Raw genomic sequence first — 12,929 nt, forward strand, 5'->3', positions numbered from 1 at the left:
GATTTGAGCTTCTGACGATCGTTGCGGGGTGCGGTCATGTGTCCGGCCTTTTGGCGCGGTGCATGTGACCGCTGGCCCTGATGAAGTCCGCTTGCAGGGTCCCAATCAGACCACCGAGCTTTGAAGCCCTGACAGCACCTCGGGGTGTCCTGGCAGCGGTCCCGTTTAATCATCATCACTCACTTTTGCCCTTGCATCTCTTCATCGCAGCTTTTGCCGCGATAGGTTGTTTCTTTGATCAGATAGCCGGTGCCGCCCTGTAGCTTTCTCCCTTGGCGAGCAGCGCCCAGGCGGTGCGGGCCGTCTTGTTGGCGATAGCGACGGTGACAACCCGAGTGGGTTTGCGCTCCAGAAGCGATCTGACCCAGGCGCCAGTTTGGCTGTCGATGGTTGGCGCCCGTCGTGTGACGGAGGTGGCGCCGACGACCAGCAGCCGGCGCAGGTAGCCGTTGCCCATCTTCGATATGTGCCCGAGACGGTCCTTGCCTCCCGATGAGTTTTGCCTGGGCACGAGGCCAAGGTAGGCTGCGAACTGACGGCCGGATTTGAAGACGGTTGGGTCAGGCACGTTGGCGGCAAGCGCCGTGGCCGTGATTACCCCGACACCCGGGATCGTCTCGAGCCGCTGGCTTGCCTGACTTTGCCGGTGCCAGATCAACAGCTGTCGTTCAATCCCTTGGATCTCCTGTTGCAGGCTGTCAAGCTGATCGCCCAGGGCCAGGAGGGCGGACCGGGCGGTCTCGGGCAGTCCGGGGGTGTCATCATCACGAAGGCGAAGGACAAGTTCAGCAACTTTACGGGGCCCCTGCGCGGCAACGACCCCAAACTCGGCGAAGTGGGCCCGGATGGCATTCAGGATCATCGTGCGCTGGCGCATCAGCAAGTCGCGGGATCGATGCAGTACGAGAACACCCTGCTGCTCTTCGGTCTTTATTGGGACAAAGCGCATGTTCGGCCGTGTCACTGCCTCGCAGATCGCCTCGGCGTCGGCCGCGTCGTTCTTCTGCCGTTTCACATAAGGCTTCACGTAAGCCGGCGCGATCAGCCGTACGTCATGACCAAGGGCAGCAATCTCACGCGCCCAGTGATGGGATGTCGCGCAGGCTTCCAGTCCGATCAGGCAAGGTTCAAGCTTGCCGAGAAAGGCGAGCACGGCACCGCGCCGCAGCTTCTTCTGCAGAACAACAGCACCATCGGCATCCACCCCGTGAAGCTGAAAGACGGACTTGGCGAGATCGATCCCCAGTGTTGTAATCTTCATGTGGATGGCTCCTTCCCTCTGTTGGTTCCAAACAGCACCAGCATGGCACAGTGCGATGCCGTTCGGGTGGAGCCGTCCACACCATCAGACGAATTCGAACTCGGTTCAGTATACTCCAGCCGAGTCGAGCGTCAGGCAGCGAAAAGACCACGCCACTCGTTGAGGGCAGCGTCACGGTTCAACTTGAAGATTTTTCGACTTGAGAGGCTACGTTCGGAGTTGAAGAGATTGTAGACGGAGGCATGGACGGCGGCAAATTTCTGCAAACTTCGTATTCGTCTAAACTGGGCCATTGCCCGCTCCCGTCGTCGGAATGGCAGGTGTGAGTTCTCTGCTCGGTTGTTCATCAAGCGGCCACATTCCTGGCGATCACCCGCCCCGATTTCCCTGAGTGCGGCACCATATCAACGCAGCCGATCGGTCACGATAACCTCGGGCCGACCGTGTTTGCGCAGTGCTTTCCTTAGGAATTTCAACGCAGCCTTTTTATCCCGCCTCTTTGTCACGAAGCTTTCGAGAACCTCACCCTCATGGTCGACGGCTCGCCACAAATAGAGCTGTTCACCATTGATCTTCACGAACACCTCGTCCAGATGCCATCGCCAGCGGCTTGATTGCATGCTCTGGGTCCGCCGTTTGCGGATCTCAGAGGCGAACATTGGGCCGAACCGCTGCCACCAAAAGCGGACCGTTTCGTGGCTGATATCGATGCCGCGTTCGTGAAGGAGATCCTCTACGTTCCGAAGCGAGAGTGGGAACCGAATGTACATCATGACCGCCAGGCGAATGATCTCTGGGCTCGTCTTGAAATAGCGAAAGGGACTGCATTTAGTCATGGCCGGACGCTATGAGATTGTCCAACCTTGCTCAAGGCGATTTGCTCTGATACTGCCTCGGCAAGAGTTTCAGAAGCATCATGTTCATTCGCCGGCCTTTACGCTGACACTTGGACCGCCGGGCCGTCCGGCGGCGCCTCACAAGGCGGCCAACCGTCATATCTCCGAGACGAAACGCGCGCTCGAAGAGGAAGAGAACAAGCGCACGGTGAAGACGCGCCCGGTCAACCTGATGGAAGAGTTCGCACGCGCCGCCGGCGATGACGATGACGGCGGCGGCGGTGGCGGCGGAGACACTGGCGGCCCGAAGCCGCCAACAAAACCGCGCGGCCCCGACAAGCCCAAAGGGCCGAAAGGGCAGGACGGCCCAGATCGTCCGAATCGCCGTCCGCGCCGGAAGCGCAAGGACCGTGATTTCGACAGGGGGATGTAAGCCGCCGGTCGGATCGACCACGCGCGGTCAAATTATCCTTTCTTGACGGTCGACTTAAATTGGCAGCGCTGCGTAAAAGTGTTGCACGCAGAGTCACATTGCATCACTTTGTTGTATTGATAGAGTGAATCGGATATAGTGAACAGAACGGGAACATAACGGCAATCGCCATGTCTGGAAAGCTTAGAAAATTCGGTCCGCGTCTAACAGTCAGTCTCACCGGCAGTGACTACGACGCCCTGTCGGCGCTCGCCGAGAAGGACGACGTATCCGTGTCTTGGGTAGTGCGCCGCGCCATCGACGAATATCTCGACAACCACCGCCATGAGGCCGAACCTGTCCTGCCGCTGCGTGTACCGCAGAAGGCTGAAAAGTCGGCTCACAGAGCAGGCAGCAAACAATGATCTACGGGGGGAACCAGTGAAGCGCGTCAATGGATCGAAACAAGACAAGGCGACAAACAGGTCGGCCCTCAACGCGCTCTATGAGCGTGCTCTCCCGGCCAAACGCACCGGTCCGCTCTATGGCGCGTTTCCCTATCCGACCAAAATCTCCCCGGAAGCCATCGCTCTATATATCGCTTCTCATACGAAGCCGGGCGACACCGTATTCGACGGATTTGCGGGCAGCGGCACGACCGGCCTCGCCGCGCTGCTATGCGAGAATCCCTCTGATGATCTGCGTGCCGAGGCGGACAGGCTCGGGTTGCAGGTTGAGTGGGGTGCACGGAACGCGGTGCTCTACGAACTTGGGGCGCTCGGCTCTTTTGTCGGCAAGACGCTGACCAACCCGCCTGACCCCAAATCGTTCCGAAAGGCCGCAAACAAGATTTTGAGCCGGGCCGAACGGGACACCGGCTGGATGTATGAAGCCACGGACCCGGACGGCAACAAGGGCGCGATCCGTCATGCGGTCTGGAGCGACCTGCTGCGGTGTCCGGCCTGCCGGCGGAAAATGACCTTGTGGGATGCCTGCGTTTCGCTCGACCCGGCCAGTATCGACTCGGCGTTTCATTGCCCGCGCTGCAGTCACGAAACCGGCTTCGACGAGGTTGAGCGTCTTACCGAAGCCGTGGCGGACGATGTGACCGGCGATAAGACCGAGCGCCGGGCGCGGAAGATCGCGCGCATTTACGGCGTTACAGGCAAGACGCGGTGGTCGCGTTCGCCCACCAAAGCCGATATGGCCTTGCTTGACCGCATCGCCGATGAACCCATTCCGGAATCCGTGCCGAACGTACTGATCCCCTGGGGCGATCTTTACAGGCGCGGCTATCATCAGGGTATTACCCGCCTGCATCACTTCTATACCCGCCGGAATTTGATCGTGTTCGCCCGGCTCTGGGAACTGGCCGGAGGCTATGAACACGGCTTGCGCGACGCTCTCCGGTTCTGGCTTCTCAGCTACAATGCTGCGCATGCGACTGTCATGACACGTGTTGTCGCAAAATCGGGGCAGAAAGACCTTGTCGTCACGAGCGCTCAGCCGGGCGTTCTTTATATCAGCGGGCTGCCGGTCGAGAAGAACCTGTTCGCCGGCTTGCAGCGCAAGCTCAAGACCATTGCGGAAGCGTTTTCTGTTATTCAGGGGCGCGCCGGCAAGGTCGAGGTTCATCAGGCTTCGAGCTGTGCCGTAGACCTCCCCGACGGCAGCATCGACTATGTTTTCACCGATCCCCCGTTCGGCGGCAACATTCCCTATGCAGAAATCAGTTTCATCAATGAAGCGTGGCTGGGCGATTACACCGACCGTGCGGACGAGATCATTGTAAGCAACAGCCAGCAGAAAACCCTGACGGAATACCGAGATCTTCTGACCACCGCCCTTTCCGAAGTGCGGCGTATTCTAAAGCCACACGGGCAGGCGACACTCGTGTTCCACTCCACATCGGCAGAGGTCTGGAATGCCCTGCAATCCGCCTATACCGACGCGGGGTTGAACGTGGAATGCGCCGGCGTTCTCGACAAGACGCAGGGAAGCTTCAAGCAGGTCACGACATCGGGCGCCGTTCGCGGCGATCCAGTGCTCCTCCTCGGGAAAAACCCTGCGGCCGAAAAGGCGGCGGCGGAATGCGTCTGGACTATTGCCGCGCAGCTCAGCGATGCCGCTCTAACGCTCGATCTGTCAGAGCAGACTCCGCAGCGGCTTTATTCGCGACTCGTCAGTCACTTCCTGATGAAACACCAGCAGGTGCCGCTTGATGCCGACGATTTCTATCGGTGGCACGATGCGCACCATACGGCAAAGGCAGCCGACTTTGCGGGGATATGAAGCAAATATAGCCATCAGGAGCGAAGCACGCGCCTTTGAAGCGGCGCTACCGGCCTCGCAACGAAAGGAGCTTGGCCAGTTTTTTACCGGCATGCCGCTGGGACGTGTTCTTGCAGCGCTCGGGGTTGAAGCCGAAACGCAATGCGTTCTCGATCCGATGGCCGGAAGCGGCGACCTTCTCGATGCCTCACGTGAAACGGCTGCCGCACGCGGAACACGGCTGCTGCGTCTAGATGCGATTGAGATAGATGATGGCACGTCGGCAATGTGCGAGACGAGACTGCGGCGTGTGGCCATGGGGGACGACCTTGCACCCTGCGTCGTTTGCGGCGATGCATTCCTCCCGGCCACGCACGGGACTTTGCCGGACTCCGGCTACGATCTGGTAATCACCAATCCGCCCTATGTGCGCTATCAGTCCCTCAACGGCCGAGGGGCGAAGGTCCGGTCCGGCTTGTCCGGCATTGTAGCGCAGCGCCTGTCCGGCACCGCAAAGGAGATTTGGAAGACGCTGACAGACGGTTATTCGGGACTTGCCGATCTGTCGGTGCCGGCCTGGCTGCTTAGCGCGCTGCTCGTAAGGCCCGGAGGCCGTCTCGCGCTCGTTGTGCCTGCGACATGGCGCTCCCGCGCCTATGCCGATGTGATCCGTTACCTGCTGCTGCGCTGCTATCGGCTGGAACTGGTCGTTGAGGATACGCAGCCGGGCTGGTTTTCCGATGCGCTCGTCCGCACGCATCTTATTGTGGCGCGGCGCTTGCCGGACGACCAAATGGCCGAACCGCTGAATGCACGCCGGAACTGGCCCGAAGCCCTCTGGGTACAGGTTGCCCCCGAGGCTGCCTGCACGGAATCTCTTCTGGGCGGCGCGTTTCCCGGCGGGCAGCCGGAAGACGCTTTCGCAGCCTGGTGCCGCACCGCCGCACGGCCGGAGGTTCGCGGAATTCATGGCCGCGCGTTCTCGCTTGAAGAGGAATGGGCGGCACTGCGGGCCCAGGCCGGCGTGCGTCCCTGGATGAAATCATTGGAGCCGGCCGGTGCTGAAAGTCCCGCCGTCGTGCAATCCGATTCAAGCGTGGCGTCCGTGCCCGAAGCGCTGCGCGACCTTTTGCCACCATCCTTTGACGGGCACGCACTGCGCCCGCTCGATGCAGCCGGCATTCACGCCGGTCAGGGGCTGCGAACAGGCTGCAACCGGTTCTTCTATGTCAAACTGGTCGGCGACGAGAATGACGCCATGGTGCGCGTCGAGACCGACCCGGTATTTGGCGGGGGGCGTGTCGTGCCGGTACCGGCAAGCGCGCTCATTCCGGTGTTGCATCGTCAGGCCGATCTTGAAGCATGGCAAAACGGCATGCTTCCCGCCACACGCGTTCTCGATCTTCGCCGCGCTGTCCTTCCGGAAAACATGGACAAGGTGCGCGAATCCCCCGGGCTTCAACTCCTGCGCATCGAAGAACTGCCGTCGGTTATGCCTGACGAGCTGGCCGCCCATGTCCGCGCGGCGGGCAAGACGCCGGTCGGAAGCGGGACGCAGGCGAAACCGGTCCCGGAACTCTCTGCCGTTCGGACGAATGTACGGAGCGGCCGCGGAAGCGCATTGCCGCGCTTCTGGTACATGCTCCCCGACTTTATGCCGCGCCATCTGCCGCAGGCATTCGTGCCGCGGATCATTCATGGCGCGCCTCAGGTTTACGCCAATGCGAGTCCCGCGATACTCATTGACGCCAACTTTTCGACCTTCTGGACCGAGCATGACGGCTGGACGGCTGCCGGCCTGACCGCACTGCTGAACAGCACGTGGTGCCGCGCCGTAATGGAGGCGGCCGGAACGCCGCTTGGCGGTGGCGCGCTCAAACTTGAAGCTGTCCACCTCCGCACGATGCCGGTGCCGCATCTTGAGCTGGACGCAATCGCCAGGCTGAATGACGCCGGAAACGGCCGTCAGAACCCGCAGCAGTGCGACCGGATCGTTCTGCATGCGGTATTGGGGGACAGGGCTTCCAATGCCGATATTGACGCCTTCGCAGAACGCCTGAACGAACGCCGTTCTGCACTGGGCGCAGGACGCCAGCGAGGTGCTGCATGAGCGCCGACCTTGATCAGGCCCGTGAAGCAATCGTGCGCTGCCGCGGCCTGCGGCAGAACGGGGTTGTCGAAGCCGTATTGCGCGGCGAATTCCAGTCCCGGCTGCGCCGCATCTTTCCGGGTGCGGACGATGAGGGCTGGATCAATCACTACGGAGAAGGCGCCGAAGCGCACACCAAAGTCGGCGTTGCGGGAGGCAGGGCCGCTGACCGGTTCATCGATAATTTGATTGGCTCGACCACGATCGAGTACGAGGCGGACCTGCGGATCGCAGCAAAGCGCGAAGAAGGCTACGGGCAGGTCAAAGAACATGTGGCCGGCCTCATCCGCCGCGGGGCTCTCGTATCACAGGTGCGCGGCATCCTCTCGGATACCGTCGACTGGTATGCCTACGATGTCGTCCTCGATCCGGGCGTCGCGCCCGACGCCTGCACGGTCGATGACATACAGCTTGTCGAGGTTGAGAGCTTTGAGCCGGCGGCGGATGATGAGCCGACTGCTGAAAGACTCACGCTCTTCCTGCGCCGGCATCTCGCGCGCGAGCAGTCCCGTCCCTTGATTGCCGACAATCTCGCCTTTGATCTCGGGCTCGACAGTCCCGCTTTCAGGCGCAATGTCGAGGCGCTTACCGAACTAATCCGCGCGGGCCGAGAGGCCGATCCGTCTATCGCGCTTGCGACCGATCTATGGTCGCATTTTGTCGACCATCTCGAAGGCGAAGGGGGAGCCTTTCGCATCGGCCCGTATGTCGATGAAGTCTACCTCAACATACTGGCGCGCCTATTGAGCGCCAACGCCCTCGCAGGCTCCGCGATTGTCAGCGATGATGCTGAACTCTCGGCAATGCTGAACGGCGCGTTTTTTCGGAACACGTACCAACTCGATAACCTCGTCGAAAAAGATTATTTCGGCTGGATTGCCGAACCCGCGCATGTTGGCGGGTTCCTACCGGTTGCCCGTGAAATCCAGCGCGACCTGTATGCCTATGATTTTGGCTGGCGGGCGGAAGAAGACCTGTTCGGACGCCTCATGGCGCAGCTTGCGCGCCGCAGCCAGCGCAAGCTTCTCGGGCAGGAATGGACGCCTTCTTGGCTGGCCCGTCATCTTGCCGAGCGCTGTCTGGACGATCTGCCGGACGGGGAAGCGCCGGAGATCGTCGATATGTGCTGCGGTTCCGGGGCGATAATCGCCGAGGTGATCAAAGCCGCGAAGGTTCGTTACGGCTACGATGACATTGCCCGCCTCGGGACCGTTGCAACAGGTTTCGACATCGATCCGCTCGCGGTGGCGTTCGCCAAAACGACGTGGGTGATCACGCTAGCCGATGAGATCAACGCAGCAGCTGCACCGGTGACAATTCCGGTCTACCACGCGGATTCCCTGTTCGCCGTCACGCCGGTTTCGGCCTCGCTCCCTATGCTCGGCGAGAGCGAGGCCATTGACATCACACTCGACGGCGAAACCGTGCAGTTGCCTGCCGGGCTGCTGCAGCCGGACCACCGCGAACTGTTCGATGCCCTGATCGACTGGGCCTACGATGAGGGGCAGCAGGGCGGCGCGCCGCCGACGGCGGAGGATGCGCGGACCACGCTCGATACGGCCGCTGCCGCGTCCCATGTCACGCTGTCCGATGAACTAAGGGTGGCGTCCGCGGGTGCGGTACTGGCGCTCGCAGGCAGGATGAAAGAACTCGCCGATGCCGGACGCAACGGCATATGGGCGTTTATTCTCCGCAATACATACAGGCCCGGCCTGCTCGCCGGACAGTTTAACGGCTTGGTTTCAAATCCGCCCTGGCTCGCCATGAGTGCGCTTGCCGACAATCCTTACCGCGACATGCTATCGCGCCGTGCGGCTCTATACGGCGTGAGACCGGCCGGTCAGTCCTTTCTCCATCTTGAACTGGGGACGACACATCTGCTGCACGCTGTCGACCGGTATCTTAAGCCGGGCGCTGCTGTGGCATGCCTCGTTCCCGGCACGATCCTGAACGGTAATCACCATGAACGCTTCCGCCAGCGCGGCTACATCGGCAGCGACCGCCCTGTTGCCTTTTCCTTGACCGAAGTCTGGCAGGTCGCGCCCGGTACCTTCAAATATCCGGGTGCGGCGCTGATCGGGAAAAAAGAGGCGAATGTCGCCGCTGCAGACAACCCGGCTGCAGCCGGGTCTGTCGCATATCCCGACCGCCTTGAAGCCGTTGATTTTGCCATCCGCCGGATCGGCGAGTCGCGGACGGCTTGGGTTCTTGAAAGCGGCGGCATGCCGGCCGCAGCCGCCGGCGGTGATGAAGTCTCGCGGCAGGGCGCTGACATTATGCCCCGGAGCGTCGTTTGCATCGAAATCCTGAACGAAACCGGCCAGGAGTATCGTGTCAATACACCGCAAACCGGTTCGGAGTGGGGTTTTACCGTCAAGCAGGCGAAAGAGCTGAAAGGAGAGCGTTTTCCGGGCCATGTCGCTCGGCAGTTCATTCATCGCATGGCGCAGTCGGAAAACTTGCTTCCGTTCATGCTGGGGCCGCACCGTGCCCCGGTCGCGATCCCGGCCTGCCGGGACGATCATGGCGCATGGCAGATTTACGAACCCGCCGATATTCGCCGCATGGGTTTCACGCAGACGGCGCGCCGATTCACGCAGATCGACAACAAGCTCGCGACAATCGGCGACAGCACGCTTGCGTACCGGATCGATTTCCGGCGCAAGCTCTCGATCCAGGAATTCGGCGATGAGGGGTTCCTCGTTCTCTCAGGTGCCGGCGGCAAGCATATCTGCGCCGCGTGTATTCCCATCGATGAAGCGACCGAGTTGGTTATAGATCAAACGCTCTACTGGCAGGTTGTGGCCGGCGAGGACGTTGCCTGGTTCAGGACGGGTATCCTCAACAGTGCGGCGCTCACAGAAGCCATCCTGCCGTTCAACCCCGAAGGCGATTTCGGGCCGCGCCATATCCATACGCTGCCTTACCGTCTGATGCCGCCTTATGATGCTTCGAACGACGAGCACCGCGCCGTTGCGGCCGCTACGCGAGTGGTAGCGGCGGACGCCGCAGCCATCGCAGCGGGCGACGCCTACATTGGCGACCCCAACCGTTCGCTGCCGGTACGGCGCCAAAAAATGCGCGAGCGTCTTGCCGGCAACGAGAGCTTTCAGGAGCTCGACAGGCTTTGCGGCACCATACTCGGCGTCAATACGGGGATGGGGGAGTGACGCATGCCGATCAAGAAGTTTCTCAGCGTCAAGAATGTCGGCCGCCTCGTGAACTGCGCGCAGAAGGGGCCGGAACTGAACAGGTACAATCTGTTCTTTGCGGAGAACGGACGCGGTAAGACAACGCTTTGCGCCGTCCTGCGCTCTCTGCAGACGGGCGAGCACGAGCATATCACGGAGCGGACGACGATCGCCCCGGTTGCCAGCGACCCGGAAGCCGCGATCCGCCTTGATGCCGGCACCGCGACATACAAGACGCAGGCTTGGTCCGGCACCGCTCCTGAGATCGCGATATTCGATGCGACCTTCGTGGCGCGCAATGTCCATGCCGGGGAGTATGTGAGCCGCGATCACCGCACCAACCTGCTGCAGGTTATCATCGGCGAGACCGGCGTGAAGCTGGCCGAGGCCGTCAATAAGCTCGACGAGTCCATTCGCGAGAAGAATTCAGAGATCGGCCGCGCCAAGAAGGCGATCCAGCCGCATTTGCCGAATGGCGCGAAGCTGGAACAGTTCCTTGATCTCGCCGAAGATCCCGATATCGATAACAAGATTGCTGCGAAGACGAAGGGGCTTGGCGCCACCAAACAGGCAGAGCAAATCAGGACCCGCTCGGCTCTTTCGCAAGCATCCGTACCCGTCCTTCCTGACGATTTTGATAGTGTGTTGTCTAAAACGCTGGCTGATGTTTCTGCAGACGCGGAAACCCGGCTTAGGGAACAGATTGACCGCCACGAGATGCATGAGCGCGGTCAGGCATGGATATCCGAAGGGCTTGGTTATATCCGCAATGAAAGCTGTCCGTTTTGTGGACAGTCAACCAAAGGGCTCGCCCTTGTCGATGCCTACAAGCAGTTCTTTTCCGAATCCTATGCTGCACTGATCGACGAAATAGATGCGCTGGCTACGGCCATCGATTCCGCGTTTGGCGATACGGCTCTGGCGACGCTCGGCACGACATTCGCCAATAACGAGGCTGGCGCTCAGTTCTGGAAGCAGTTCGCGGCGATTGACGTCAATGAAGTTGATCACGAAGGCGCGGTGGCAGCGCCGGCGAGGGCGCTGCGCAAGGCGGCGCTGGCTCTCGTTGAAAGCAAGCGCAAGAGCCCCCTGACGCCCATTTCGGCCGACGAAGAATTCAAGACAGCGAAGGCCAAATACGACAAGGCCGCAGCGCTCCTGCAAGGCTACAACAAGGAGATCGCGGCCGCGAATACGGCGGTTTCCGAGCAGAAGGAAAGGGCGAAAACGGCCGACCCCGCAGCGATCGAGAAAGAGATTGCGGGCCTTGGGCTGATCAAGCTCCGTCACGATCCCAAGGTGAAGCCGCTTTGCACCGAATATCAGACGCTAAATGCGGATAAGAAAAAGCTGGACGACGACAAAGCGGCCGCGAAGGACAAGCTGGATAATCATGCCGACAGGACGATCAGCGCCTACGAGAAGACCATCAACAAACTTCTAGACGGTTTTGGCGCGGGTTTTTCGATCACGAACAGCAAGAAGACCTATGTCGGCGGAACGCCATCATCCGTTTATCAGATTCTGATCAACAAGCATGCCGTCGATCTTGGCGACGGCACGACGCCTTCGGGCCAGCCCTGCTTTCGCACAACCCTCAGCGCCGGGGACAAAAGCACGCTCGCGCTTGCCTTCTTTCTTGCCCAGCTCGATCACGATCCGAGAAAGGCGGATCGTATCGTGGTCTTCGACGATCCGTTCAACAGCCAGGATCGCTCGCGCCGCGAGAGGACTGCCGAGCTTTTGAAGAAGTACGGGAGGGAGTGTGCGCAGCTACTGCTGCTTTCGCACGATCCGCATTTCCTGAATCTCGTGCACACGAAACTTCCCAAGGCCGAGCGGCATGCCCTGCAGCTTTCCCGCGCTCCTGACAACGCGACGACAATCGAGGAATGGGACGTCGAAAAGGAGACGCAGGACGGCTACTTCAAGGATCACGCAGCCCTGTCATCGTACCGGCTCAACGGTGCCAAGGACCTAATCGATATTGCCCGCAAGATACGCCCGGTGCTGGAAGGCTATCACCGCTATCGCTTTCCGCACCAGTTTCCGGACAATGAATGGCTTGGCGACATGATCAGGAGGATCAGGGACTCCGCGGGTGTGCATCCTATGCATCCCGCGCTTGAAGAACTCGAAAGCATCAACGACTTCTCGAAGAAGTATCACCACGACACGAATCCCGGAAAAGCCGACAACGAACCGATAAACGACGGCGAGTTACAGGGGTATGTTCAGCGTACCCTTGCTATCGTCGGGGGCTACTAACATGAGCGAAGCCCGCCATACTGATCGCGGAAAGTGGTCTCAGGCGGGCGTGCCGCACCGCGGCTGGACATGTGTCGGTATCGAGGGCCTGGAAGAGCCGTTGCAGCTCTGTGAAATGTGCGAAAGCGCCGATATCCGCTACGTTTATTTCATGGAGCATCCGGACTATCCCGACAGCCTCGGTGTCGGCTGCATTTGCGCCGAGCACATGGAAGAGGACTACGTCAGTCCGCGCCTGCGTGAGAAGAAGCTCCGTTCGAAAGCGCAAAGACGCAGGACCTGGCCAAAGCGCCAATGGAAAGTGTCATACAAAGGCAATCCCTATCTAAACGCCGAAGGATTCAATCTCACGGTGTTTCCGGTCTCCGATCACAAAGGACGCTATTGGGGTTTGCGGGTAACGCACAGGGAATCCGGCCACTCGCAGGCCGGACGCCGGCGTTATTCCACGGAAGACGCCGCCAAGCGTGCGGCTCTCGACGCCCTGCTGTGGGCTAAAGAGAATCTGAGCGAATAGGGGTGTCGTACTTTGATGAAATTC

At 60.5% G+C, this 12,929-nt stretch carries 8 protein-coding genes and 1 pseudogene; 7 read left to right on the plus strand and 2 right to left on the minus strand.

Annotation, left to right across the window (positions count from 1 at the left end; all coding sequences use genetic code 11):
- Positions 1–238 precede the first annotated feature (238 nt).
- Both ABIE63_RS16330 and ABIE63_RS16335 read right to left on the minus strand, forming a co-directional pair.
- The gene (locus ABIE63_RS16330; RefSeq protein WP_354506098.1) at positions 239–1,261 is read right to left on the minus strand and encodes an IS110 family transposase; all 1,023 of its coding nucleotides are present in this window, start codon (positions 1,259–1,261) and stop codon (positions 239–241) included.
- A 194-nt stretch (positions 1,262–1,455) separates the two neighbouring features.
- Positions 1,456–2,097 (minus strand): annotated as a pseudogene (locus ABIE63_RS16335) (IS6 family transposase); the annotation flags it as partial.
- On the opposite strand from ABIE63_RS16335, the gene ABIE63_RS16340 reads away from it, so the two are divergent.
- From ABIE63_RS16340 to ABIE63_RS16370, 7 genes are all read left to right on the plus strand, one after another.
- Positions 2,096–2,530: a hypothetical protein gene (locus tag ABIE63_RS16340; RefSeq protein ID WP_354506100.1), complete on the plus strand. Its 435-nt coding sequence runs from the start codon at positions 2,096–2,098 to the stop codon at positions 2,528–2,530. The pseudogene ABIE63_RS16335 and the gene ABIE63_RS16340 overlap by 2 nt on opposite strands.
- Positions 2,531–2,700: 170 nt before the next feature.
- Entirely contained in the window at positions 2,701–2,934 is a 234-nt protein-coding gene (locus ABIE63_RS16345; RefSeq protein WP_354506103.1) for a ribbon-helix-helix domain-containing protein, read from the plus strand.
- A gap of 16 nt (positions 2,935–2,950) precedes the next feature.
- Positions 2,951–4,801: a DNA methyltransferase gene (locus tag ABIE63_RS16350; RefSeq protein WP_354506106.1), complete on the plus strand. Its 1,851-nt coding sequence runs from the start codon at positions 2,951–2,953 to the stop codon at positions 4,799–4,801.
- Positions 4,731–6,890 carry an N-6 DNA methylase gene (locus ABIE63_RS16355; RefSeq protein WP_354506109.1) on the plus strand — a complete coding sequence of 720 codons (2,160 nt, stop codon included), beginning with the start codon at positions 4,731–4,733 and terminating at the stop codon, positions 6,888–6,890. The genes ABIE63_RS16350 and ABIE63_RS16355 overlap by 71 nt, the downstream gene beginning before the upstream one ends.
- The gene (locus tag ABIE63_RS16360) at positions 6,887–10,099 is read left to right on the plus strand and encodes a hypothetical protein (protein WP_354506112.1); all 3,213 of its coding nucleotides are present in this window, start codon (positions 6,887–6,889) and stop codon (positions 10,097–10,099) included. The genes ABIE63_RS16355 and ABIE63_RS16360 overlap by 4 nt, the downstream gene beginning before the upstream one ends.
- A gap of 3 nt (positions 10,100–10,102) precedes the next feature.
- Complete coding sequence (locus tag ABIE63_RS16365) at positions 10,103–12,388, plus strand: AAA family ATPase (RefSeq protein ID WP_354506115.1); 2,286 nt, start codon at positions 10,103–10,105, stop codon at positions 12,386–12,388.
- A gap of 1 nt (position 12,389) precedes the next feature.
- The gene (locus tag ABIE63_RS16370; protein ID WP_354506118.1) at positions 12,390–12,905 is read left to right on the plus strand and encodes a hypothetical protein; all 516 of its coding nucleotides are present in this window, start codon (positions 12,390–12,392) and stop codon (positions 12,903–12,905) included.
- The last annotated feature ends 24 nt before the right edge of the window (positions 12,906–12,929 follow it).

The organism is Limibacillus sp. MBR-115 (assembly GCF_040549425.1).
Lineage (GTDB): Bacteria > Pseudomonadota > Alphaproteobacteria > Kiloniellales > CECT-8803 > Limibacillus > Limibacillus halophilus.